Here is a 23,668-nt window from a genome sequence, read left to right on the forward strand (position 1 = left end):
ACACCCCTGCCCGCCCCCCGGCACCCGGTAGAGTCGCCTGTCGCCCCTCGCGTGGGCGCCCCGCCTTGACCATCCCGGAGTGTCCCGTGAGCCGTAAACCGCAGGTATTGCTGTTGTCCCTGTCCATCGTCGCCGCCCTGGCGGCGTGCAAGCCCGCCGAGAAGCCCGCCGGCAACGTCGCCGCCCCCGGCGAAGGCGCCGCGCCGAAGCTGACCCTCGACGAGAGCAAGCTGCCGGGCGTGAACCGCTTCATGGCGACCGACCTGGACACCTCGAAGAACGCGTGCACCGACTTCAACGGTTACGTCAACAGCAAGTGGCTCGCCGCCAATCCGATCCCGGGCGACCGCACCTCGTGGGGCGCGTTCGAAATGCTCGACGAACGCTCCACCGCCGTGCAGCGCCAGCTCGCCGAACAGGCGGCCGCCGATGCGAACGCCAAGGGCGTGGAAAAGATCGTCGGCGACCTGTGGGCCACCGGCATGGACGAGGCGAAGATCGAAGCGCAGGGCATCAAGCCGCTCGAATCGCGCCTGGCCGCGATCGACAAGCTGACCGACGCCGATTCGATCTCCGCCTACATGCGCGACACCGCGGCGACGGGCGAAGCGGCGATCTTCGGCTTCGGCCCGGAAGCCGACTTCAAGAACTCGTCGATGAACACCGCCTACGCCACGCAGAGCGGCCTGGGCCTGCCGGATCGCAACTACTACTTCGACGCCGACAAGCAGTCCAACCGCGACGACTACGTCAAGCACATCGCCAAGGTGCTCGAACTGGGCGGCACGCCGGCCGCCGATGCGGCGACGCAGGCCAAGGACATCCTCGCGTTCGAAACGCGCTTGGCCAAGGCGTCGAAGTCGAGCGAAGAAATGCAGCGCGACATCTCGCTGTACTACAACCCCATCTCGCCCGCCGACGCCGACAAGCTGACGCCCGGCTTCTCGTGGGAAGAATTCTTCAAGTCGCAGGGTGTCGAAACGCCGAAGCTGTTTTCCTTCGCGATGCCGGCCTTCCACGCAGAGTGGAACAAGATGCGCAGCGACACGCCGGTCGACCAGTGGAAGCACTACTTCCGCTTCCACGTGATCGACGAGGCCTCGCCGTACCTGGGCAACGCCTTCGTGCAGGAAAACTTCAACTTCTACGGCGCGGCGATGCGCGGGCAGAAGGAAATCAAGCCGCGCTGGAAGCGCGTGCTGTCCACCACCAACAACCAGGCCGGCGAAGCGCTGGGCCAGATGTACGTGCAGGTGGCCTTCCCCGCCGAGTCGAAGGCGCGCATGGAAATGCTCGTGCAGAACCTGCGCGACGCGCTCAAGGTGCGCCTGGAAAACCTGGCGTGGATGAGCCCGGAGACCAAGAAGAAGGCGATGGAGAAGTGGGCCGCGTTCAAGCCCAAGATCGGTTACCCCGACAAGTGGCGTCCGTGGGATGGCCTGGAAACCTCGCGCGACAGCTACATCGGCAACGTGCTCGCGGCCAACGCGTTCAACTACAAGTACGAGATGTCGAAGATCGGCAAGCCGGTGGACAAGACCGAATGGGGCATGACGCCGCAGACGATCAACGCCTCCTACAACCCGCTCGCCAACGAGATCACCTTCCCCGCCGCGATCCTGCAGCCGCCGTTCTTCGACCCGAAGGCCGACGATGCGACCAACTACGGCGGCATCGGTGCGGTCATCGGCCATGAAATGATCCACGGCTACGACGACCAGGGCAGCCGCTTCGGGCCGACCGGCAACTTCGAAAACTGGTGGACGCCGGCCGACGCCAAGGGCTTCAAGAGCCTCACCACGATGCTGGTCAACCAGTTCGACGGCTACGAAGCCGCACCGGGCAAGAAGCTCAACGGCAACCTGACGCTGGGCGAGAACATCGCCGACCTCGGCGGCCTCAACGTCGCCTACCAGGCGATGAAGAAGGCCACCAACGGCGCGCCGGATCCCAAGACCGACGGCTTCACCAACGACCAGCGCTTCTTCCTCAACTTCGGCACCGTGTGGCGCCGCAGCATGACCGAGAAGGAAATCGACCGCCGCATCGCGACCGACGAGCACGCGCTCGCCAGCTTCCGCGCGATCGGTGCGCCGTCGAACATGCCCGAGTTCGCCACCGCGTTCTCGTGCAAGGCCACCGACCCGATGGTGCGCGGCGAAGGCAAGCGCATCCTGATCTGGTAACGGCGTCAAGCTTCCAGGCACGCAGGGAAAGGCCCGGGAAACCGGGCCTTTTCCTTTTGTGATCCGCTGCCGCTTCCGTTCATCCTGCGGGCGGCGAGGTGCTTGCTACACTCGACCGGTCTTTCATCGGGTTGCACGCAATGACGCCGAACGTGCTTTTTCACAGCCGCGCCCCCCTCGCCCTTGCCCTCAGCTTCGTGCTGATCGCAGGCATGGCATCCTCCGACGCGATCGCGGCCAAGAAAAAGAAATCGGCCAAGCCCAAGGAACCGGCTGCACCGACGGCATGCACGGACTTCTACAGCGTCGCATCAGCCGACTGGGCCAAGGCCCATCCGGTGCCGGCGACGGGCAGCGTGTCGGCCATGGGCGAACTCGCCGAGCGTTCGCTGCAACAGCAGCGCGACCTGCTCGATGCGGCGATGCAAAGCCCGCAAGGCAACGTGCAGAAACTGCTGGGCGATTTCTGGGCGAGCGGCCTGGACGAAGCCGCGGTCGAACGCGACGGCGCCAATCCCGTCGCGCCGCTGCTCTCGCGCATCGACGGCATCCGCAAGGCCAAGGACGTCGCGCCGGCCATCGCCGCGCTGCACCAGGTCGGCATCCCGGTGGTCTTCAACTTCGGCGCCGACATCGACCTGCACGATCTCTCGCGCCACATCGGTTACTTCAGCCAGGGCGGCCTGGGCTTGCCGGACCCGGCGTTCTACACGCGCGGGGATGCCGACACCAAGGCGGTGATGTCGCGCTACGAGGATTACGTCAAGAAGATCCTGACCTTGTCGGGCACGCCCGCCGATCGCCTCGCCGCCGATGCGAAGGCCGTGATCGACCTGGAAACGCGCATCGCGCAGGCGAGCAAGCCGATCGTTTCGCTCCGCGACGTGCAGGGCAACTACGCGCCGGTGGCGGTGAAGGACATCGCCAAGACCTACAAGCGCCTGCAACTCGCCGAATTCCTCAAGGCGCAGGGCGTCACCGACGACACGGTGTCGATCGCCAATCCGCAGTTGTTCGCGCAACTCGACACCCTGGTCGGCGGCTTGCCGCCGTCGCAGTGGCAGGCCTACCTGCGCTTCCAGGTCGGCAACGCGATGGCGCCCTACCTCGCCAAGGCCTGGCGCGACGCCGAATTCGAATTCCGCGGCCGCGTGCTGCGCAGCCAGTCGACGCCGCCGGAACGCTGGCGCGTGGTGCTCGACGCGATCAACACCGCGGCCGGCCCGATGCTCGGCCACGAATACGCCGCACGTTACGTGCCGGCGGCGACGAAGGCGCGCGCAGAACAAATCGCGACCGACGTGCGCGCCGCACTGGGCCGCGCAGTGGATCGTTCCCCGTGGATGGGTGCCACGGCGAAGACCGAAGCCAAGGCGAAGCTCGACGCCCTCAAGATCGAAATCGGCACGCCGCGCCGCGACCTGGATTACAGCGTGCAGCCGATGGGCCGCGGCAGCTTCGGCGGCAACATGCTGATCGCGTCCACCTGGCGCCATCGCGAAGAGATGAAGCGCATCGGCCGCGGCAACGCCGATCGCCGTTGGGACGTGCTGCCGCAGCAGCCGACGCTCGCATACGACATCGCGCAGAACCGCCTGATCGTCACCGCCGCGATGCTGCAGGCGCCGGTGCTCGACATGAGCGCCGATCCGGCCGCGCAGTACGGCGCCTTCGGCGGGCTGGTGGGCCTGGAGCTCGGGCACGCGGTCGACAACAAGGGCCGCTTCGTCGACGCCAAGGACACCGTGCGCGATTGGTGGACGCCGGCGGAAAACGATGCGTGGAACGCGATCGGCCAGAAGGTGACCGCGCAGTACGGGCAGTTCGAGGATCCGGCATTGCCGGGCATCAAGCTCAACGCAGCGCAGTCGCTCAATGCGAATGTCGCCGATCAGTCGGGCGTCGAGTTGGCGTGGGATGCGTGGCGCAACGGCAACGCAACGGCCGATGCAACGGCGCAGAAGGCCTTCTTCCAGGGCTGGGCGAATCTGTGGGCGCAGCAGACGAGCGCACAGGAAGCGACCGCGCGTGCAGCGACCAGCGTGCACGCGCCGGGCAAGTGGCGCGTCAACGGGCCGCTGATGAACCTGCCTGCGTTCGGCGAGGCTTACACGTGCAAGGCTGGGAGCGCGATGGTGTCGAAGGATCCGATTCGCGTTTGGCCGTAAGAGCGGTTTCGCAGGGAACAACGCTCGGCGGCACGGTTCGACCCCACCAGTGCGGCGCAGCGGTGCGCCGCATTGGAGGCCACATTGCTCCGCAAGAGCTCACGCTCCGCAATGTGGCCTCCAACGCGACGACCACTTCGCACTCCATCTGATTCTTGCGCGACACAATGCGGTGAATGGGTGCGTGGGCGGTTGGGGGATGCGCGCCGACTGCCAGCACACCAGACGGACGGAACGTCACCCACCCCGGCGCGCGCATCGGCGTGCTGCGTCGCCGTGTGGCAGGCGCCGTTCCTCGCGGCGATCTGATTGCAGAGCATGTTCGTGAGCGCGCGCAAGAACGCGAAAAACCCCTAATCAGGTCGCCGCGAAGGTGCCGATGCCCGAGAGAGGACATCGCGCTAGTCGCGTGCATACACGTATGCCGCGATGTCCTCGACGGGCAAGGCGCCGCCCATCTGGTGTGCTGGCTGTAGGCGCGTCTCCGTCAGCAGCGACGAACACACTCAACGCGTTGTGTCGCGCATCCACAAGCGTGGTGCGCGGTGGTCGTCGCGTTGGAGGGCCTCATTGCGGAGCGTGAGCTCTTGCGGAGCAATGAGGCCCTCCAATGCGGCGACACGCCGCGCAAATCTGGAGTCGCAGAACCCAGCGCGTCAGCGAACGATCCGCGGCCTCGGCGGTGGCTTCCGCCCAAACGGCGGCTGCCCGCGCCAGTAACGAATCAACAACCAGCCAAACAACATCCCGCCCAGATGCGCAAAATGCGCAACCCCAGGCTGCGCACCGGAAATCCCGAGCAGCAACTCGATGACGCCGTAACCGATGACGAGCGTCCGCGCCTTCATCGGAATCGGCGGGAACAGCAACATCACGCGCTGGTTCGGGAACAACATCCCATAGGCGAGCAACAAACCAAAGACACCGCCCGATGCACCGAGCGTCGGCCCCACCGCATGGCCCGACTGCATCGACCACCACGCAACCACCAACTGGCACAACGCAGCGCCGACCAGGCAGGTGAAGTAATACGTCGCGAAACGCTTGCCGCGCCAGGTGTATTCCAGCGGCGCGCCGAACATCGCCAGCGCCAGCATGTTGAAGAGCAGATGGAACAGATTGTCCGGATCGTGCATGAACCCGTAGGTGACCAACTGCCACGGCATGAACGGCGCCGCTGTCACGTCCAGCTGATCCAGCCCGACCGGCCAAAGCTGGAAAATGTCGAGCGCAACCGGCTGCGGCGTGCGCAGGACGAGCAACTGCAACAGGAAGACGACACCGTTGGCGATCAGCAACGCCTTGGTGACGGGCGGCAGGCGGGGGAACATGCGGGAAAGGCTCTCTTCGACGGGGGATTCGGGGGGAGCGCGGCTATCATAACGGCATGATCGCGCTTGCCGCCGTGCACGACGTCGCGGACATCGCCGACGCCCTGCGCACCCATGGCGCGTGCCGGCTCCCCGACTTTCCCGACGCGGCCACCTCCCTGGCCTTGCGTGAAGACCTGCGCCGCCTGCAGGCCGCCGGCGCCCTGTCCGCGGCGGCCGTCGGCCATGGCGCCTCGCTCGGCCAGCACGCGCAGATTCGCGGCGATGCGACGCTCTGGCTCGACGACGCGCGCGCAGGCCCGGCGGCCGCTGCGTTCCTCGCGTCGCTCGACGCATTGCGCGTCGAACTCAACCGCCGCCTGTTCCTCGGCGCCGACCAGGTCGAAGCGCATTACGCCGCCTACCCGGCCGGCGCGCGTTATGCGCGGCATCGCGATCGATTCCGGGACGACGATGCGCGCGTGATTTCCTTTGTGACCTATCTCAATCCGGATTGGCGCGACGAAGACGGCGGCGCGTTGCGGCTGTCGCTGCCCGATGGCGACAACGACATCGTGCCGCGCACCGGCAGCCTGTGCTTCCTCAGCGAACTCGAACACGAAGTGCTGCCCGCCGCGCGCGAGCGCTGCAGCATCGCGGCGTGGATGCGCCGCCGTCCACGTTGAGTCAGCGCGGGCGCCAGAGTGCGGCGTCGAGGTTGCCGTCGAGGTCTTTCACCGACTCTGCGATGCGCACGCGGCCGGCGCGCACGTCGACGCCTTCGGCACGCAAGCGTTGCGTCTGTTCGCGATAGCCCCTGGAGTTGGGCGGGAAAGCGATCTTGCCGTCGCTGCGCAGCACGCGATGCCAGGGCAGGTCCGGCGCGCTGTGTTCGCGCAGCACGCGCGCCACCATGCGTGCGCGCCCCGGCAGCCCCGCGCGGCGCGCCACGTGGCCGTAACCGGCGACCTGGCCCGGGGGAATGGCACGGATGGCGGCAAGGATCCGCTCGGCGGGAGACAGGTCGGCCATGAGGGACTAGCATAGCGATTCCGTTCCCCCCGGACCCCGCAATGCAGAACTTCGAGCAGATCCGTACGCACCTTGGCCAGGGCGGCTTCCGCATCACGATGCAGGAGCCTTACGTCATGTGCGTCGAACTCTCGCTCGAACAGGGGACGCGGCACCAGGCCATCTTCCTGTCGGAAATGGTCGACGACGACGGCCGCAATTACCTGCGCGTGAGCACGGCGGTCGCGCCGACGACGGGCCTGGACGCGCGCCGCGCGCTCGCGTTCAATTGGGAAAGCCGCGTGGGCTATCTCGCCATCGGCGAGCTCGACGGCGTGCCTTACCTCACGCTGTGCGAAAACCGTCCCTACGATTGCGTTTCGCCGTCGGAAGTCGACCGCCTGATCCTGGAGATCGGCGGCATGGGCGACCGCATGGAACGCGCGCTCTCCGCCGGCGGCGACCTGCTCTAGGGCGTCAGTTCCAGCCCATCGCCTCGACCACGCGGAACAACGCGTAGGAAATACCGCCGGCCGCGGGGATCGTCAGGATCCACGCCCACACGATGCGCTCGATCACGGTGATCTTCAGCGCGCGCGGGTTCTTCGCGAAGCCCACGCCCATGATCGCGGTGGAAATCGAATGCGTCGTCGACACCGGCATGCCGAAATGCGCGGCGGTGACCAGGATCGTCGCGCTCGCGGTTTCCGCGGCGAAACCATCGATCGGATGCAGCTTCACCATCTTGTGGCCGAGCGTCTTGATGATGCGCCAGCCGCCGGCCGCGGTGCCCGCCGCCATGACCAGCGCGCAGGTCGCGACGATCCAGCTGTCGATCGCGTCCTTGCCGCCATCCGGATGCAGGAACGACAGCCAGTCCGGCAACCCGTTCAACGCGCCTTCGGTCTGCGCGGCGAAGATCGCCAGCGCGATGATGCCCATCGTCTTCTGCGCGTCGTTGCTGCCGTGCGCGAAGCCCATGTAGGCCGCCGATCCCAACTGCGCCTTGCCGAAAAATGCATTCACCCAGCGCGGGCGCGATGCGCGGCGGAACGGCCCGCCCAGGCGATACAGCCCGGCGATGATCGCGTACAGCAAACCCAGGATCAGCACGCCGAGCAGGAAGCCGAAGAACGGCGAGCTGATCATCGGCAGGAACACTTTCCAGAGCAGGCCCTTGTTGGTCGCCCAGCCGGCGTCGCCGAGCTTGGACCAGATCAGCGCATGCCAGTTGTTGTGCGCGGCCGACAACGCAGCGCCGCACAGCCCGCCGATCAGCGCGTGCGAAGACGAGGACGGCAGGCCGCGCCACCAGGTGATGAGGTTCCAGGCGATCGCGCCGAGCAGCGCGCAGATCAGCACCTGCGAGGAGACGGCGACGACGTCGGTGTCGACGATGCCCGAGGCGATGGTCTTGGCCACCGCGGTGCCGTAGAAGGCACCGATCAGGTTCATGCCGGCGGCGAGGATCACCGCCTGGCCGGGCGACAACACCTTCGTCGCGACGACCGTCGCGATCGAATTGGCGGTGTCGTGGAAACCGTTGATGAACTCGAAGATCAGCGCGAAGGCCACCACGAGCAGCACGAGGGTGAGCATGCAGGCGCCCTTGCGTCAGCTGTTCTTGAGCGCGATCGAATAGGCGACGACGCCTGCCTCGCGGCAGCGGTCGATCGCCTTCTCCAGGATCTCGAAGAATTCCTTGAGCAGGAACATCTCCGCGGCGTCCAGGCGACCGGAATAGATGTCGCGGTGCAACTCCAGGATCAGGCGGTCGGCCTCGGCCTCGATCACGCGCAGGCGATCGTTGAGCTGCTTCATCGGCTCCAGGCGCAGCTCGTGCAGCTCGGCGACCATCTTCACCACGACCTGCGCGGCCTGCTCGAGCATCGCCGCGCGCGGCGCGAAATCGATGCCGTCCAGGCGATGGCGCGCGAGCGCGTAACGGTCGGCGAAGCGTTCGACCTGCTTGGGGATCTTGTACAGCGCCGAGGCGAGCGACTCGATGTCTTCGCGTTCGATCGGCGTGATGAAGCTGTCGACCAGCGCCTGGCTGATCTTGTCGGAGGCCACGCGCTCGCGCTGGCGGGCGAGCTTGAAGGCTTCCAGCGCGGGGGTGCGCTCGGGCGACTTCAGCATTTCGTGGAGGGCCACCGTGCTGTCGTGGGCGGCGACCGCGGCGTCGTTGAGCAGGCTGTAGAACTGCTTGCCCTGTCCGAAGATCGTCTGCAGGGAGAACATGCGGGGCGGCTCCGTTTCACGGTGTTGACGGGATGAAGGCGCAATTATGACAGGCCGTCATATGACAAGCGTATGACAGTGCCCTTCCGGGACGGCTGCTATGATGCCGCCGCGCCCCCGCGCACGCCCATGGACGACGCCCCGACCGCCCCCGCCGAACACCCCAAGGCCTTCCCCTGGATGGACCCGCCCGCGTGCTCGAGCTGCTGATCGTCGCCTTCCTGATCGTCCTCAACGCCTTCTTCGCGATGTCGGAGATGGCGCTGATGACTTCGCGCAAGTTCAAGCTCAAGCAGATGGGCGAGGACAGCCGCGGCGCGCGCACGGCCCTGGCCCTGGCCGAGCATCCGGACAACCTGCTCTCGACCGTGCAGGTGGGCATCACCGCCATCACGGTGCTCACCGGCTTCTACGGCGGCGAATCGCTCGGCGCCGTCATCACCGCGAACATGCCGCCCCTGCCCTGGCTCGATGCCTACGCGGGGAAGATCGCAACGGTCGTCGCGGTGGTCGTCATCACAGCCGCCTCGGTGATCTTCGGCGAGTTGATCCCCAAGCGCCTGGCGCTGACCAATCCCGAACGCATCGCCAGCGCGGTCGCCATCCCGATCGACTGGGTGCAGCGCGGCGCACGCCCGCTGGTGGCCACGCTGGCCGCGATCAACCGCCTCGTGCTGCGCATCCTGGGCATCAAGGACGACGCGCGCGGTGCGATCACCGAAGAAGAAATCCAGCTGCTGGTGAGCGAAGGCCACGAGCAGGGCGTGATCGACGCCGACGAACGCAACATGATGACGCGCGTGCTGCGCCTGGGCGATCGCACGGCCGAAAGCCTGATGACCCCGCGCATGCGCATCGCGTGGCTCGATGCGGCGGCCGATCGCGAAGACAACCTGGAAACCATGCGCGAGACGCCCTATTCGCGCTATCCGGTGTATCGCGGCACCGACGCCGACGTGATCGGCGTGCTCGAAGTGAAGACGCTGCTCGACGAACTGGCCAAGACCGAGCCGGAGTTGTTCCGCGACATCCGCCCCGCCGTGTTCGTCTCCGAATCCACGCACGCGCTGAAGCTGCTGGAAATCTTCCGCGAGGAACAGCAATCCATCGCGCTGGTCGTCGACGAATACGGCGAGATCCAGGGCATGGTCACCGTCACCGACGTGATGGGCGCGATCCTCGGCCGCCTGCAGTCGATGCAGACCGACGAAACCGATGCGATGGTCGCGCGCCGCGAGGATGGCTCGCTGCTCGTCGATGGCGCGCTGCCGATCGAGGACGTGCGCGAATTGCTCGGCGGCATCGCGCTGCCGGACATCGAAGAGTTCGACTATCACACCGCCGCGGGCATGGCGATCGCGCACTTCGGGCGCATTCCCAACGTCGGCGAATATTTCGATTGGGAGGGCTGGCGCATCGAAGTGGTCGACCTCGATGGCCCGCGCGTGGACAAGTTGCTGCTGCAGCGCCTGGATCGGGAAACCAGCGATGCATGAGGGCGAGGACGCAGCGCCGCACGCCGAGCATGGGACGCGCGCCATCCTCGACGCGCTCGCCGAAGGCAATCCCGACGATCTGTTGACCTTGCGCGACCTGCTCTCGGGCCTGGGTCGCCGCGCATTCGGCATGCTCGCCTTCGTGTCCGTGCTGCCGGCCTTCATCCCGATCCCGATCGGCGGCGCGATCAGCGGGCCGCTGCTGATGTTCATCGGCGTGCAACTGTGCATCGGCCTGCGCAAACCGTGGCTGCCCGATTTCATCGGCAAGCGCGGCGTGCATCGCAATGCGATCGCAACCTTCGACCGACGCCTGTCGCCCGTGCTTTCGCGCCTGGAAAAACTCGTGCGCCCGCGCTTGCCGTGGATGCTCGACAGCCGGCTGGCGGGCATCGTGACGGGGTTGCTGCTGTTGTTGCTCGGCTTCCTGCTATCGCTGCCGATTCCGCTGACCAACTATCTGTTCGGCGGCACCCTGCTCGCCTTCGCGCTGGCCCTGCTGGAACGCGATGGCGTGTTGATGCTCGTCGCGTGGGCCGTGGGACTAATCGCGACCGCGCTGAGCTGGAACCTGACGCTGCAGGCTGCGCACGGGATCGATCTTCTGATCTGAGCCCGAGCCGATCGCTCGCTCAGGCCAGCAACTGCCCGAAGTCGTGGGCATTCATCGGATAACCGAGCCAGTAGCCTTGCGCGAGGTCGCAGCCGCGTTCGCGCAGGATGTCGAACTGGCCTTCCTTCTCCACGCCTTCGGCGACCACCGTGATGCCCAGCGAATGCGCCATCGCGATGATCGCGGTGGTGAGTGCGAGGTCGTCGGGATCGCGCAACACGTCGGCGATGAAGCTGCGGTCGATCTTCACGCCGTCGACCGGCACGCGGCGCAGGTGGCTCAGGCCGGAGAAGCCCGTGCCGAAATCGTCGAGCCAGATTTTCACGCCCGACGCGCGCAGGCGCGACAGCAAACCGCTGGCGTGGATTTCGTCGCCGATGACCGCGGTCTCGGTGAGTTCCAGGTGCAGGCGTTCGGCTTCCAGGCCCGTGTCCTTCAACGTGGCCGCGACCACGCGCGGCAGATCGCCGCTGCGCAACTGGCGCGGGGACACGTTGACCGAGACGAACAACTTGTCGGCCTTCGGATGCGCCTGCTGCCAGCGCACCGTGTCTTCGCACGCCGCGCGCAACACCTGCGGGCCGATGGTTTCGATCAGGCCGCTCTGCTCGGCGACATCGATGAACACCGACGGGGCGATCGCACCGTGTTCCGGATGTTGCCAGCGCAGCAAGGCTTCCGCGCCGCGCAAGACATTGTCCGACAGGCTGTAGACGGGCTGGTAGGCCAGGCTCAGTTCGCCGCGATCCCATGCACCGCGCAGATCCTGTTCCATGCGCACGCGACGTTCGACCGCCTGGTCCATCGCGCGCGAATAGAACCGATGGCAATTCTTGCCGGCGACCTTCGCCTGGTACATCGCGATGTCGCCGTTCTTCATCAGCATCGTCGAACCCGATGCGTCTTCCGGGAACAGCGTGATGCCGATGGACGTGCCGAGGAACACCTGGCGTTCCTGCACGACGATCGGACGACTGAGTTCGGCGACCAGCGCTTCGGCCAGCCGGCTCGCGGCAGTGCGTACGTCGCCGTGGTTGCCCGTGGGCGAAAGCACGCTTTCGATGAGGATGACGAACTCGTCGCCGCCGAAGCGCGCGAGCATCGCGCCCTCGCCGCCCATGCGTTCGACGGTCTCGCGGATGCGGTTGGCGAACTGGACGAGCACTTCGTCGCCGGCATCGTGGCCGAGCGTGTCGTTGACGCGCTTGAAGTCGTCGATGTCGGCGAACAGCAAGGCCAGCTGTCGGCCCGCGCCGCGCAATTGCAGCAGGCGGCGGTCGAGCGATTCACGGAAGGCCAGGCGATTGGCCAGGCCCGTCAGCGCATCGCTGTAGGCCATGCGGCGGATGTCGCGATCGTGGCGCGCCACCGAACTGCTCATGCGGCCGAACGCGCGCACCAGGTCGCCGACTTCGTCGCCGCGGCTGGTCACCGGCGCGTCGGTTTCGAAATTGCCGGCTTCGATTTCCTGCGCGACATCGGCCAGTTGCCGGATCGGGCGGACGAGCGTCTTCTGCACGAGCGCGACCACGAGCGCACCAAGCGCGAGCAGGCCTACGCCGATCATCGCGATCCACGCCACGTGCTTGCGGCCGATGGCTTCCAGGCGCGCGCGCATCGCGCTGCTCGCGCTGTCCTCGTCGCGCTTGATCGCCGAAAGCGAGTAACCCAGGCGCACGCCGCCCAGCCGCTGGTCGCCGATCATGATCGGCGCGGAGATGTCGACGATGCGGTCGGAACTTTGCACGTGCGTCGTGCGCGCGGTGACGACCTCGAAGGCGAAGGGATCGTTCATCGGCTGGCCGAAGGCCGGGATGTCGCCCGAGCCGTCGTGCACGATGCGGCCCTGCGGATCGAAGACGAGTACGTAGGCGACATCGGGCTGGCGCATCGCCGCGCGCGCGAGCGTGCCGATGGCGTCCAGGTCGGAGTAGTACATCGGGTTGGTGAGCGATTCGGCGAGTTGCTGCACGCCGGCCTCGCCGCGGCGCTTGAGGCGCTCGCCCACCAGCTCGCGCATGGTCTGGCGGCCGACGTCGAACACCTGCGCCTGCATCGCTTCCTGGCGCTGCCACATCACCACCATCAGCGCGAGCACGCCGAGCAGGACCAGGGCCATGCCGGCGAGGAACTTCGCCTGCAACCCGAAGCGCAAGGTCATTCGACCTCCGCGCGGATGCGCTGCACGCCGCCGCCGATGCGCTGCAGCGCCTGCTGCGCGCCCGGGTCGATGGGCATGAAGCGCGTGGTCTTGAAGAAGCGCAGCAGCGCTTCGCGCGCGTCGGGATCGCGGGAGGCTTCGATCAGCACTTCGCGCAGGCGCGCGGCGACCTTCGGATCCATCGTGCCGCGCACCATTTCCAGCGCGCGCGGGTACGGCGGGGTTTCGTGCACGATCGTCAGATCGGCGCGGAAGGCCGCGGGCACGCGTTGCGGGTTCTGCCAGTCCAGGTTGCTCATCACGCCGACATCGACCATGCGCTTGTGCACCCACGTGGAGATGTTCAACTCGGTGCGCGCGAACAGGTAACCGACGCTGTCGGGTTCGGCGCGGTCCATCGGCGAGAGCAGGATCTCGAGCTTGAGGCCCTGGTCGAGCAGCTCGGAGGCCGGCGCGTAGTAGGCGCTGGTCGAATTCGGGTTCTGGAAGGCGACGCGGCGCCCGCGCATGTCGGCCAGGCTGCGGATGCCGCTGTCCTTGCGCACGAAAAACACGGTCGTGTATTCGCTGACGCCGTCGCGCTCGGTGAGCAGCAGCGGCTGCGCGCCCGAGCCCTGCTTCAGCAGCATGCCGGTGCCGGCGGTTTCGGTGACCCAGTCGACCCGCCCGCGGCGCAGATAGCTGTTCATCTGCTGCACGTCGTGGGCCATCAGGATGCGGCCTTCGCGGATGCCGACGTCGGCCATGCGCGGCACGACATAGTCGAGCAGCGGCTTGAGTTGTTCGTAGTGTTCCTTGGGGTCGTCGCTGATGCGGCCCAGGACGAGCACGTGCGCGTCGTCGACGCCCGTTGCGTCCGCTGCACGGGCATCACGATGGATCAGGGGGGATGTGAGCGCCGCGGCGATGCACAACAGCCCCGCGGCAATGCGACGGAACGCAACCAAAGCGAAAGCCCTGCTGACTCCCCCAAGTGCGTGAAGCCTAGCCCATTTATCTGGCCCGAGACAGCGATTGTTCGCCGTTACAAAGCAGTTTCATCAGTCGTCGGCCGGCGGATTCGTGCGCCCTGCGAGCATCGCCATCCGCTGGGTATCGGCCAGCACCCCGCGCAGCAGGCGGACCTCGGCGCTCCCCAGGCCCGCGCGCAGGTACAGGCGGCGCAGTTTGCGCATCGCCGAATCCGGTGTCCGGCCCTTGTGGAAGTCGATGGCGTCCAGCGTTTCGGCCAACTGGGCGAACAGGCCCTCGAGTTCGGCATGGGGCGCGGGGCCTTCTTCCGATGCGAGGACCGCGGGTGCTGCGACGGGCCGCGCGGCGCCCTGCCCGCCCAGCGCCGCGCGACGGACCTCGTAGCTCAGCACCTGGACCGCCGCGGCGAGGTTGAGCGAACTGAAGGCCGGATCGGACGGGATGTGGATCGCCGCATGGCAGAGCTGGAGCTCGTTGTTGTCCAGGCCCGTGCGTTCGCGGCCGAAGACCAGCGCCACCGGGCCCTGCGCGGCGAAGGACAGCGCGCGGGCCGCACCTTCGTCGGGAGCGAGCTGTTCCAGCTGCACGCGCCGGCTGCGCGCGGTGCAGCCGAGCACGAGGGCGCAATCGGCGACGGCATCGGCCAGCGACGCGAAGACCGGCGCCTGGTCCACGAGGTCCTCGGCGCCGGCGGCCATCGCGACGGTATCGCGGTCGGGCGCCTTCTCGGGCGCGACCAGCACCAGACGGGCCAGGCCCATCGTCTTCATCGCGCGGGCCGCGGCCCCGATGTTGCCGGGGTGCTGGGTGCCGACAAGCACGATGCGGACCTGATCGCGCGCGAGGGTCTCGAGGGGGGGCTTGCCTGTAGAGGCAGCGGAAGGAATCGGTTCGCTCATGGCGCGAATGTTAAACTCCGCGCCCCTCGCGATCGGCCCCGTCCATGCAGAAACCCGCCGTCACCGTCATGGTCAAGGCCGCCCGCGCCGCGGGCAACGTGCTCTTGCGCCACATGAACCGCCTCGACGCGCTCAACGTCGTCGAAAAAGAGCGCATGGACTATGCGAGCGAAGTCGACGGCCTGGCCGAAGCCGAGATCGTGAAGGAACTCAAGCGCGCGATGCCGGACTGCTCGATCCTCGGCGAGGAAACCGGCGCCAGCGGCCGCGGGCGTTCGACCTTCGTCATCGATCCGCTCGACGGCACCAGCAATTACCTGCACGGCATCCCGCACTGGTGCGTGTCGATCGCGCTGGTCGAAGGCGGCGAGCCGCAGCACGCGGTGATCTTCGATCCGCTGCGCAACGAGTTGTTCACCGCCAGCAAGGGCGGCGGCGCGGTGCTCAACGACCGCAAGCTGCGCGTGACCGAGCGCAAGGACCTGACCGGCGCGATGCTCATCACCGGTTTCCCGCCGCGCGAGCGCGAACGCCTCGGGCCGCACCTGGCCTGCGTCGGCGAGTTGCTGCGCGATGCCGAAGACATCCGTCGCACCGGTTCGGCCGCGCTCGATCTTGCGTACGTGGCCTGCGGGCGCGTCGACGGTTATTTCGAAGCGGGCGTGAAGCCGTGGGACATCGCCGCGGGCGTGCTGCTCGTGCGCGAAGCCGGCGGCCGCGTCACCGATTTCCGCGGCGCCGCGACGGGGCCGATGGACCAGCGCGGGATCCTTGGCCGCCAGTTGGTCGCGGGCAATCTCAAGCTCAGCGAGCAGTTGCAGAAGGCGATCGTGGGGTCCGGGTACGCTGCGGCGTTTTGAGTTTTTGAAGAGCGACCCTTCGGGCTGACGACTCGCCGCGCGAATCGATGTGCTGCCCCTGTCGCTCCTGGAACGCCATCCATGGCCACCAAGTCGCGAGCGCAAGGCCATCCATGGCCTTGCTCTGGGGCAGCACATCGCTCCGCACGTCGAGTCTCACCTCAACTGCGTTCTCTACCTCTTCGGTGCCCCAAGCTGCAGCCGAAGCGGCAGCAATTTGAGTTGCGGTTAGGCGTGACGCGTGGCGTGGCGTGGTTCACCAGAGCAAGGCCAAGGATGGCCTTGCGCCCGCGACTCGATGGCCATGGATGGCGTGTCGGGAGCGGCAGGGGAACCACACCACGTCACGTGGCGCGCCGTCCAACCGAAGAGGCGCTCTTCAAGCCGCCACCCCGCACCAAAGAAAAAGGCCGCGCACCAAGCGCGGCCTTTTCTGTTTCTAGCCGGACGCCAACAGGCGTCGCGTTTGGTCAGGGACGACGCGCCAGCGCCGCTTCGTCGCGCGCCTTGGGCATCAGGTCCTGCTTGCTCGCGCCGAACCACATCAGCAGCGGGCAGGCCACGAAGATCGACGACAGGGTACCGATCACGATGCCGATCATCTGCGACTCGGCCATGCCGCGCAGCGAACCGCCGCCGTACACGTACAGCGCCAACACCGTCAGGAAGGCCACGAACGAGGTGATCACCGTACGCGAGAGCGTCTGGTTGACCGACTTGTTCAACACCTCGTACGGCGGCGCGCGCATGCCGCGGAAGTTTTCGCGCACGCGGTCGAACACCACGATCGTGTCGTTGATCGAATAGCCCATCACCGACAGCACGCCGGCGAGCACCGTCAGGTCGAACTCGTGTCCGCTGATCGCGAACCAGCCGGCCACGACGATGACGTCGTGCAGCGTGGTCACGATCGCCGCGGCGGCGAACTTCCATTCGAAGCGGGCCGAGATGTAGACGCCGAAGCCGAACAACACGAACAACAGCGCGTACAGGCCGTTCTGCGCCAGCTCCTTGCCCACCTGCGGCGAGATCTGCGCGCTGCTGCGCACCTCGGCCTGGTTGTCGGGCGAGGACGCCAGCGTGCGGACTTCCTGCGCGATGCTGGACGAGGTGCCGCCGGCCTGCGAGGCGGCGTGCGGACGATCCTGCAGGCGCACCAGCACGTCGCTGCCGGTGCCGAAGGTCTGCACCACCGCATTGGCGTAGCCGGCCTTTTCCAGGCGCGAGCGGATGCCGTCGACGTCCGCGGGCTTCTGGAAGCGCAATTCCACGCCCACGCCGCCGGTGAAGTCCAGGGCGAAATTGAAGCCCTTGTCGAACATCGCGAAGATGCCGACGAACATGATGAGCGCCGCGATCGTCAGCGACACCCAGCGCATGCGCATGAAGTTGATGTTGCTGTCGTACGGGAAGACGTTGAACGGTTTCATTTGCTTGGCTTCCCGATCAGACCGCGATGGACTTGAGCTTGCGGCGGTGGCCGTAGATCAGCGTGGCGACGCCGCGCGAGACCGACACGGCGGTGTACATGGACGTCAGGATGCCGACGATCAGCGAGACGGCGAAGCCCTTCACCGCGCCGGTGCCGAAGGCGAACAGCGCCACGCCCGCGAGGATGGCCGTGATGTTGGCGTCGGCGATGGTGCCCGCCGCGCGCTCGTAGCCTTCCTTGATCGCACCCAGTGGTGGCATGCCGAGTCGTAGTTCTTCGCGGATGCGTTCGTTGATCAGCACGTTGGCGTCCACCGACATGCCCACCGTCAGCGCGATGCCCGCCAGGCCCGGCAGGGTCAGCGTGGCGCCGAGGATCGACATCACCGCGATCACCATCAGCAGGTTGATGAGCAGCGCCACCGACGTGATGATGCCGAACATGCGGTAGTAGACGAGGAAGAAGGCCAGCGCGAAGCCGAACGAGTACAGCACCGCAGTCATGCCGCGCTCGACGTTCTCCGCGCCCAGGCTCGGGCCCACGGTGCGTTCGTCGACGAATTCCATGGGCGCGGCGAGCGCGCCGGCGCGCAGCAGCAGCGCCAGGTCCGAGGCGTCCTTCGGGCTGTCCAGGCCGGAGGTCTGGAAGTTCTTGCCCAGCGGTTCGCGGATGTTGGCGACCGAGATCACCTCTTCCTTGACCTTGGTGCTGCGCACTTCCTTGCCGTCGACGAGCTTCACTTCCGGGATGCGTTCGATGTAGACGACCGCCAGGCCCTTGCCGACGTTCTCGCTGGAGTAGTCGAACATGCGCTGGCCACCCGGGCCGTTGAGCGTGATCGACACCGCCGGGGAGCCGTCGTCGGGCGAACGCGTAGCTTGCGCGCCGACGAGCTGTTCGCCCGAAACGATGACGCGCTTCTTCAGCAGCACCGGATAGCTCGGGCCACCGTTGCGGCCGCGCGCGGTGAACAGGCGCGCGTCCGGCGGGACGTTGCCTTTCATCGCATCTTCGATGCTGCCTTCGTGCACGCCGCGGAATTCCAGCGTCGCGGTGGCGCCGAGGATGCGCTTGGCTTCGGCGGTGTCCTGCACGCCCGGCAACTGCACGACCACGCGGTCGGTGCCCTGGCGCTGGATGATCGGCTCGGCCACGCCGAGCTCGTTGATGCGGTTGCGCAGCGTGCTGACGTTCTGCTCGATGGCGTCGGTGGCCACCTTGTCCAGTTCCGCCTGCGGGATGCGCACGATGACCTGGTTCGGCAGCGGGCTGTCGAGTTGCTGCAGCGACGGCAATTGCTTGGCGAGCAGCGTGCGGGCCTTCGCCGGATCGGCGTTGGAAGCGAGCGTGGCGATGATGCTGTTGTCGGGGCGGCGTTCGACCGAGGTGTACGCCACGCCGCCTTCGCGCAGCGCCACGCGCACGTCTTCAGCCGTGGCTTCGAAGCGCTTGGCCAGCGCGGCCTGCTGGTCGACCTGCATCAGGAAGTGCACGCCGCCCTGGAGGTCCAGGCCGAGCAGCATCGGATGCGCGCCGATCTTCTGCAGCCACTCCGGCACCGTCGAGGCCAGGTTGAGCGCCACGACATAGTCGCTGCCCATGGCTTCGCGGACCGCGTCGGCCGCCTTGATCTGCACGTTCGGATCGCGCAGGCGAACCAGCAGGTTGCCGTCCTTGGTGAGCTCCACCGTCTTCGGGGTCACGCCGATCTTCTTCAGCGTGCCCTCGATGCGGGACTTGGTGGTCGCATCCACGGTCGAACCGCGGTTGGCGGTGACCTGCACCGAGGGATCCTGCGGATAGATGTTGGGCAGCGCGTACAGCGTGCTCAGCACCAGGACCAGCAGGATGACGACGTATTTCCAGCGCGCGTATTCGAGCATCGGGCGACCCCGCGGCGACCTTCAAGGCCGCCGCAACTTGCGTTTCGTGAAAAAGACTTCGGAAAAACCTAAGGAATCAAGCCGACTTCAGCGTGCCCTTGGGAAGCACGTTGGCGATGGCGCCGCGCTGCACGCGCAGCTGCACGCCGTTGGCCACTTCGACGGTGACGAAGTTGTCGCCCAGCTCGGTGACCGTGCCGGCGATGCCGCCGCTGGTGATCACCTCGTCGCCGCGATTGAGCTTGTCGAGCATCCCGCGGTGTTCCTTCTGGCGCTTCATCTGCGGGCGGATCATCAGGAAGTACATCAGGCCGATGAAGACGACGGGCAGCAAAAGCGTCTGCCACATGCTCCCGCCGGCGGCCGGCGTGGCGGCCTGGGCGTGGGCGGGGGCGATCAATAGGTCGAGCAGGTCCATTGAGCTGGGTCCGGCAATGTGAAAAGGCGGGCGATTATGCCACGTGGGTGGGCTGCACCCCGGGCTGGTCGGCGCGGGCGGCGTGGAAAGACTCCCTGAATGCCGCGAAGGTTCCCCGTTCGATGGCCGAACGCATGTCCGCCATCAGCTTTTCGTAGTACCAGAGGTTGTGGAGGGTCCCGAGCATGGGCGCCAGCATCTCGTTGCAGCGGTCCAGGTGGCGCAGGTAGGCCCGCGTATAGCCGCCCGAGCACGTGGGGCAACCGCAGCCCTCCTCGATCGGCCGGATGTCCTTCTCGTATTTCGCGTTGCGGATGCGCACGGTCCCGGTGCTGGTGAAGTAGTGGCCGTTGCGGGCGTTCCGCGTGGGCATCACGCAGTCGAACATGTCCACGCCGCGCGCCACCGCTTCGACCAGGTCCTCCGGCCGCCCCACGCCCATCAGGTAGCGCGGGCGATCGTCGGGCAGCTGCGGGCAGGTGTGGTCGAGCATCGCGTTGCGTTCGTGCTCGGGTTCGCCGACGGCCAGGCCGCCGATCGCGTAACCGTCGAAACCGATGTCCCGCAAGCCCGCGGCCGATGCGCTGCGCAGGTCGTGGTGCACCCCGCCCTGCACGATGCCGAACAGCGCGGCATCGTTGCCTTCATGCGCCCGCTTCGAGCGCTCGGCCCAGCGCAGGCTCAGTTGCATCGAGGCCTGCGCCACTTCATGCGTCGCCGGGTACGGCGTGCATTCGTCGAAGATCATCACGATGTCCGAATCGAGCACGCGCTGGATGCGCATGCTTTCCTCCGGCCCGAGGAACACGGTCGAGCCGTCGGTCGGCGCGGCGAAGGTCACGCCCTTCTCGGTGATCTTGCGGCGATGCGCGAGCGAGAAGACTTGGAAACCGCCGGAATCGGTGAGGATCGGCCCGTCCCAGCGCGCGAAGCCATGCAGGCCGCCGTGCGCTTCGATCACTTCCAGCCCGGGCCGCAGATACAGATGGAAGGTGTTGCCGAGAATGATTTCGGCGCCCAACGCGCGGACGTCTTCGGGAAACACGCCCTTGACCGAGCCATAGGTGCCCACCGGCATGAATGCAGGCGTTTCCACCGTACCGCGCGGGAAATGCAGGCGGCCGCGGCGTGCGCCGCCGTTCTGGCCGAGGAATTCGAAACACATGCGGCTCATGCGCCGGCCTCGCTCGAGGGCCACAACAGCATCGCGTCGCCGTAGGAGAAGAAGCGGTAGCCCTGCGCGATCGCATGCGCATAGGCCTCGAAGATGCGCGCCTTGCCGGCGAACGCGGACACCAGCATGAGCAAGGTGCTCTCCGGCAGATGGAAGTTGGTGAGCAACGCATCGACACTACGGATGCGATAGCCCGGCAGGATGAAGATCGAGGTTTCGCCGGAAAACGGCTGCAACGCGCCATCGACCAGCGCCGATTCGAGTGCGCGCACCACCGTCGTGCCGACCGCGATCACGCGGCCACCGTTCGCGCGCGTGGCGCGGATCCGTTCGACCAATGGCGCGCCGACGTTGAGCCATTCCGAATGCATGCGATGGTCGGCAAGATCGTCGACGCGCACCGGCTGGAACGTGCCCGCACCGACATGCAGGGTGACGTGGCCGAATCCGATGCCCTTCGCGCGCAACGCCTCCAACAGCGCGTTGTCGAAATGCAGGCCCGCGGTGGGCGCGGCGACGGCGCCGGTTTCCTTCGCGAAGACGGTCTGGTAACGCGCATCGTCGTCGGCATCGGCATCGCGCTGGATGTACGGCGGCAACGGCAAGCGGCCGGCGTGCTGCAACCAATCTTCGAACGGCCCATCGACATGGAAGCGCAGGCGATAGAACTCGCCTTCGCGGCCCAGGACTTCGGCTTCGCCGCCGGCATCGAGCGCGATGCGCGAACCGGCCTTCGGCGATTTGCTGGCGCCGACCTGGGCGCGGGCCTCCTCGGCCGGCAGCAGCCGTTCGATGAGGATTTCCACGCGCCCGCCGCTGGCCTTCTGGCCGAACAGGCGCGCGGGAATCACGCGGGTGTCGTTGAAGACCAGCAGGTCGCCGGCGCGCAGCAGGTCCGGCAGGTCCCGAACGCCGCGGTCCTGCAGCGGTGCGGGCGCGGGCGCGACGACCAGCAGGCGGCTGGCGGAGCGTTCGGGCAGCGGTGCCTGGGCGATCAGCGCCTGCGGCAGGTCGTAATGGAAGTCGGAGCGCTTCAAGGCGGGTGGCCACGGGGCCGTCGAACAAGGCCGCCTAGTGTAGCGGCCGGCGGGGGTTATATCGGGGTCGGGGCGGTGGTAGACTCGCGCAAGCTTTTGAAATCCCTCGGAAACACGCACTGCGCGGCCCCCGCCGCGTTTTTGTTTTGGAGGGTTCCCACCGTCAAGATTTTCCCGAGGTTCGTGCCATGAACGCCAACGCTTTGCTCGCTCCCCTCGCCCCCCTGCGCGCCCACGGCGGCAAGCGTCGGACGCAAGGTCTCGACGACGCCACGCTGCTGCGCCTGTCCGCGAACCACCCCGAACTCGCGCAGGCCATCGCCGCCGCCGCCGCCGAATACGCGCGCGTGCGCGCCGAGTTCGCCGACCTGCTGGACCTGGACGAAGACGCGCAGATCCGCGCCGTGCAGGGCGGCTACGTCAATTTCTATTCGATGGATGCGGTGAACCCCTACGTCGCCCTCGCCGCGCGCGGCCCGTGGGTGGTCACGCTCAAGGGCGCGGTCCTCCACGATTCGGGCGGCTACGGCATGCTCGGCCTGGGCCACACGCCGGACGCTGTGATCGAAGCGATGGCCCGCCCGCAGGCGATGGCCAACATCATGACGCCGAATCTTTCGCAGCTGCGCTTCGACCGCGCGATGCGCAAGGAAATCGGCCACACGCGCGGCGGCAGCCCGTATACCAAGTTCCTGTGCCTGAACTCCGGTTCGGAAAGCGTTTCGCTCGCCGCGCGCATCGCGGACGTCAACACCAAGCTGATGACCGATCCGGGCGCGAAGTACGCCGGCCGCGCCATCAAGCGCATCGTGGTCAAGGGCAGCTTCCACGGCCGCACCGAGCGCCCGGCGCTGTATTCGGATTCCTCGCGCAAGACCTACCTGCAGCACCTGGCGAGCTTCCGCGGCGAAGACACGCTGCTGACCGTCGAGCCCTACGACATCGACCAGCTCAAGCAGATCTTCGCCGACGCCGATGCCAACAACTGGTTCATCGAGGCGATGTTCCTGGAGCCGGTGATGGGCGAAGGCGACCCGGGCCGCAGCGTGCCGCCGGCGTTCTACGCCGCCGCGCGCGAGCTCACCAAGTCGCACGGTTCGATGTTCCTGGTCGACTCCATCCAGGCCGGCCTGCGCGCGAACGGCGTGCTGTCGATCGTCGACTACCCGGGCTTCGAAGGCCTGGAAGCGCCGGACATGGAAACCTATTCCAAGGCGCTCAACGCCGCGCAGTACCCGCTGTCGGTGCTCGCCGTGACCGAGCGCGCCGAGAAGCTGTATCGCGCCGGCACCTACGGCAACACGATGACCACCAACCCGCGCGCGCTCGACGTGGCGGTCGCCGTGCTCGAACAGTTCACGCCGGCGATCCGCACCAACATCCGCGAACGCGGCAAGGAAGCCATCGCCAAGCTCGAAGCGCTGAAGGCGGAACTCGGCGGCCTGATCACCAAGGTCCAGGGCACCGGCCTGCTGTTCTCGTGCGAACTGGCCCCGCAGTTCAAGGGCTACGGCGTGGGCTCGACCGAAGAATGGCTGCGCGAACACGGCATGGGCGTGATCCATGGCGGCGCGAACTCGCTGCGCTTCACCCCGCACTTCATGGTCGACAGCGAAGAGATCGACCTGCTGGTGTCGATGGTCAAGCGCGCGTTGGTGGAAGGTCCGCGACAGGCGCAGGCTGCGGCGGCCTGATTACGTCGAAGATTCCGATCTTCAGCATTGCAAACGCCCCGCCTACGCGGGGCGTTTTGCTTTGCGGAGTCACTGACCGCCTCTGATCCAATGCATCGGTTCGCAATGGAGCA

20 protein-coding genes are annotated in these 23,668 nt (G+C 66.9%); 8 read left to right on the forward strand and 12 right to left on the reverse strand.

Annotated elements, in window-relative coordinates:
• Positions 1 to 107 precede the first annotated feature (107 nt).
• Positions 108 to 2,186, forward strand: coding sequence for a M13 family metallopeptidase (locus AB4059_RS04575; protein WP_498977836.1), 2,079 nt, complete (start codon positions 108 to 110; stop codon positions 2,184 to 2,186).
• A gap of 140 nt (positions 2,187 to 2,326) precedes the next feature.
• On the forward strand, positions 2,327 to 4,354 hold the full coding sequence (locus AB4059_RS04580) for a M13 family metallopeptidase (RefSeq protein WP_498977007.1): 2,028 nt from the start codon (positions 2,327 to 2,329) through the stop codon (positions 4,352 to 4,354).
• Positions 4,355 to 5,010: 656 nt separating this feature from the next.
• Here the strand turns inward: AB4059_RS04580 and AB4059_RS04585 are convergent.
• The gene (locus AB4059_RS04585; RefSeq protein ID WP_498977009.1) at positions 5,011 to 5,685 is read right to left on the reverse strand and encodes a rhomboid family intramembrane serine protease; all 675 of its coding nucleotides are present in this window, start codon (positions 5,683 to 5,685) and stop codon (positions 5,011 to 5,013) included.
• Positions 5,686 to 5,741: 56 nt separating this feature from the next.
• Between AB4059_RS04585 and AB4059_RS04590 the strand changes: the two genes are divergently transcribed.
• Positions 5,742 to 6,350 carry a 2OG-Fe(II) oxygenase gene (locus tag AB4059_RS04590; protein ID WP_498977011.1) on the forward strand — a complete coding sequence of 203 codons (609 nt, stop codon included), beginning with the start codon at positions 5,742 to 5,744 and terminating at the stop codon, positions 6,348 to 6,350.
• A gap of 1 nt (position 6,351) precedes the next feature.
• On the opposite strand, the gene AB4059_RS04595 is transcribed toward AB4059_RS04590, so the two are convergent.
• Complete coding sequence (locus AB4059_RS04595) at positions 6,352 to 6,696, reverse strand: MGMT family protein (RefSeq protein ID WP_498977013.1); 345 nt, start codon at positions 6,694 to 6,696, stop codon at positions 6,352 to 6,354.
• 41 nt (positions 6,697 to 6,737) lie between these two features.
• On the opposite strand from AB4059_RS04595, the gene AB4059_RS04600 reads away from it, so the two are divergent.
• The gene (locus AB4059_RS04600) at positions 6,738 to 7,148 is read left to right on the forward strand and encodes a hypothetical protein (protein ID WP_498960294.1); all 411 of its coding nucleotides are present in this window, start codon (positions 6,738 to 6,740) and stop codon (positions 7,146 to 7,148) included.
• Between the two features lie 4 nt (positions 7,149 to 7,152).
• Here AB4059_RS04600 and AB4059_RS04605 read toward each other — a convergent pair whose 3' ends face one another.
• A complete protein-coding gene (locus AB4059_RS04605) occupies positions 7,153 to 8,274 on the reverse strand; it encodes an inorganic phosphate transporter (RefSeq protein WP_498977015.1) in 1,122 nt (373 codons plus the stop codon).
• 15 nt (positions 8,275 to 8,289) lie between these two features.
• Positions 8,290 to 8,916, reverse strand: a complete 627-nt coding sequence (locus tag AB4059_RS04610) for a DUF47 domain-containing protein (protein ID WP_498960298.1) — start codon at positions 8,914 to 8,916, stop codon at positions 8,290 to 8,292.
• A 194-nt stretch (positions 8,917 to 9,110) separates the two neighbouring features.
• On the opposite strand from AB4059_RS04610, the gene AB4059_RS04615 reads away from it, so the two are divergent.
• Together AB4059_RS04615 and AB4059_RS04620 are read left to right on the forward strand one after the other, a co-directional pair.
• On the forward strand, positions 9,111 to 10,412 hold the full coding sequence (locus AB4059_RS04615; RefSeq protein WP_498977017.1) for a hemolysin family protein: 1,302 nt from the start codon (positions 9,111 to 9,113) through the stop codon (positions 10,410 to 10,412).
• The gene (locus AB4059_RS04620; RefSeq protein ID WP_498977019.1) at positions 10,405 to 11,025 is read left to right on the forward strand and encodes an exopolysaccharide biosynthesis protein; all 621 of its coding nucleotides are present in this window, start codon (positions 10,405 to 10,407) and stop codon (positions 11,023 to 11,025) included. The genes AB4059_RS04615 and AB4059_RS04620 overlap by 8 nt, the downstream gene beginning before the upstream one ends.
• Before the next feature lie 19 nt (positions 11,026 to 11,044).
• Here the strand turns inward: AB4059_RS04620 and AB4059_RS04625 are convergent, their stop codons facing one another.
• The 3 genes from AB4059_RS04625 to AB4059_RS04635 form a co-directional block, all read right to left on the reverse strand.
• Positions 11,045 to 13,186, reverse strand: coding sequence for a putative bifunctional diguanylate cyclase/phosphodiesterase (locus AB4059_RS04625; protein ID WP_498977021.1), 2,142 nt, complete (start codon positions 13,184 to 13,186; stop codon positions 11,045 to 11,047).
• Positions 13,183 to 14,070: a phosphate/phosphite/phosphonate ABC transporter substrate-binding protein gene (locus tag AB4059_RS04630; protein WP_498977838.1), complete on the reverse strand. Its 888-nt coding sequence runs from the start codon at positions 14,068 to 14,070 to the stop codon at positions 13,183 to 13,185. The genes AB4059_RS04625 and AB4059_RS04630 overlap by 4 nt, the downstream gene beginning before the upstream one ends.
• Before the next feature lie 156 nt (positions 14,071 to 14,226).
• A complete protein-coding gene (locus tag AB4059_RS04635) occupies positions 14,227 to 15,057 on the reverse strand; it encodes an RNA methyltransferase (RefSeq protein ID WP_498977023.1) in 831 nt (276 codons plus the stop codon).
• A 44-nt stretch (positions 15,058 to 15,101) separates the two neighbouring features.
• Here AB4059_RS04635 and AB4059_RS04640 point away from each other — a divergent pair, with 44 nt between their 5' ends.
• The gene (locus AB4059_RS04640; protein WP_498977025.1) at positions 15,102 to 15,917 is read left to right on the forward strand and encodes an inositol monophosphatase family protein; all 816 of its coding nucleotides are present in this window, start codon (positions 15,102 to 15,104) and stop codon (positions 15,915 to 15,917) included.
• 470 nt (positions 15,918 to 16,387) lie between these two features.
• On the opposite strand, the gene secF is transcribed toward AB4059_RS04640, so the two are convergent.
• From secF to queA, 5 genes are all read right to left on the reverse strand, one after another.
• Entirely contained in the window at positions 16,388 to 17,347 is a 960-nt protein-coding gene (gene secF, locus AB4059_RS04645; RefSeq protein ID WP_498977027.1) for a protein translocase subunit SecF, read from the reverse strand.
• Positions 17,348 to 17,363: 16 nt separating this feature from the next.
• Entirely contained in the window at positions 17,364 to 19,232 is a 1,869-nt protein-coding gene (gene secD, locus AB4059_RS04650; protein ID WP_498977029.1) for a protein translocase subunit SecD, read from the reverse strand.
• A 76-nt stretch (positions 19,233 to 19,308) separates the two neighbouring features.
• On the reverse strand, positions 19,309 to 19,650 hold the full coding sequence (yajC, locus tag AB4059_RS04655) for a preprotein translocase subunit YajC (protein ID WP_498960314.1): 342 nt from the start codon (positions 19,648 to 19,650) through the stop codon (positions 19,309 to 19,311).
• Positions 19,651 to 19,684: 34 nt separating this feature from the next.
• Positions 19,685 to 20,824: a tRNA guanosine(34) transglycosylase Tgt gene (tgt, locus tag AB4059_RS04660; protein ID WP_498977031.1), complete on the reverse strand. Its 1,140-nt coding sequence runs from the start codon at positions 20,822 to 20,824 to the stop codon at positions 19,685 to 19,687.
• A complete protein-coding gene (queA, locus tag AB4059_RS04665) occupies positions 20,821 to 21,861 on the reverse strand; it encodes a tRNA preQ1(34) S-adenosylmethionine ribosyltransferase-isomerase QueA (protein WP_498977033.1) in 1,041 nt (346 codons plus the stop codon). Before queA ends, tgt begins: the two co-directional genes overlap by 4 nt.
• Positions 21,862 to 22,049: 188 nt before the next feature.
• On the opposite strand from queA, the gene AB4059_RS04670 reads away from it, so the two are divergent.
• Complete coding sequence (locus tag AB4059_RS04670) at positions 22,050 to 23,555, forward strand: aminotransferase class III-fold pyridoxal phosphate-dependent enzyme (protein ID WP_498977035.1); 1,506 nt, start codon at positions 22,050 to 22,052, stop codon at positions 23,553 to 23,555.
• The last annotated feature ends 113 nt before the right edge of the window (positions 23,556 to 23,668 follow it).

The organism is Lysobacter sp. 2RAF19 (genome assembly GCF_052115395.1).
Taxonomy (GTDB): domain Bacteria; phylum Pseudomonadota; class Gammaproteobacteria; order Xanthomonadales; family Xanthomonadaceae; genus Noviluteimonas.

Coding starts and splice junctions, on each gene's coding strand:
- AB4059_RS04580 (WP_498977007.1), top strand. CDS start 2,327: ATGACGCCGAACGTGCTTTTTCACAGCCGCGCCCCCCTCGCCCTTGCC.
- AB4059_RS04585 (WP_498977009.1), bottom strand. CDS start 5,685: ATGTTCCCCCGCCTGCCGCCCGTCACCAAGGCGTTGCTGATCGCCAAC.
- AB4059_RS04590 (WP_498977011.1), top strand. CDS start 5,742: ATGATCGCGCTTGCCGCCGTGCACGACGTCGCGGACATCGCCGACGCC.
- AB4059_RS04595 (WP_498977013.1), bottom strand. CDS start 6,696: ATGGCCGACCTGTCTCCCGCCGAGCGGATCCTTGCCGCCATCCGTGCC.
- AB4059_RS04600 (WP_498960294.1), top strand. CDS start 6,738: ATGCAGAACTTCGAGCAGATCCGTACGCACCTTGGCCAGGGCGGCTTC.
- AB4059_RS04605 (WP_498977015.1), bottom strand. CDS start 8,274: ATGCTCACCCTCGTGCTGCTCGTGGTGGCCTTCGCGCTGATCTTCGAG.
- AB4059_RS04610 (WP_498960298.1), bottom strand. CDS start 8,916: ATGTTCTCCCTGCAGACGATCTTCGGACAGGGCAAGCAGTTCTACAGC.
- AB4059_RS04620 (WP_498977019.1), top strand. CDS start 10,405: ATGCATGAGGGCGAGGACGCAGCGCCGCACGCCGAGCATGGGACGCGC.
- AB4059_RS04625 (WP_498977021.1), bottom strand. CDS start 13,186: ATGACCTTGCGCTTCGGGTTGCAGGCGAAGTTCCTCGCCGGCATGGCC.
- AB4059_RS04635 (WP_498977023.1), bottom strand. CDS start 15,057: ATGAGCGAACCGATTCCTTCCGCTGCCTCTACAGGCAAGCCCCCCCTC.
- AB4059_RS04640 (WP_498977025.1), top strand. CDS start 15,102: ATGCAGAAACCCGCCGTCACCGTCATGGTCAAGGCCGCCCGCGCCGCG.
- secF (WP_498977027.1), bottom strand. CDS start 17,347: ATGAAACCGTTCAACGTCTTCCCGTACGACAGCAACATCAACTTCATG.
- secD (WP_498977029.1), bottom strand. CDS start 19,232: ATGCTCGAATACGCGCGCTGGAAATACGTCGTCATCCTGCTGGTCCTG.
- yajC (WP_498960314.1), bottom strand. CDS start 19,650: ATGGACCTGCTCGACCTATTGATCGCCCCCGCCCACGCCCAGGCCGCC.
- tgt (WP_498977031.1), bottom strand. CDS start 20,824: ATGAGCCGCATGTGTTTCGAATTCCTCGGCCAGAACGGCGGCGCACGC.
- AB4059_RS04670 (WP_498977035.1), top strand. CDS start 22,050: ATGAACGCCAACGCTTTGCTCGCTCCCCTCGCCCCCCTGCGCGCCCAC.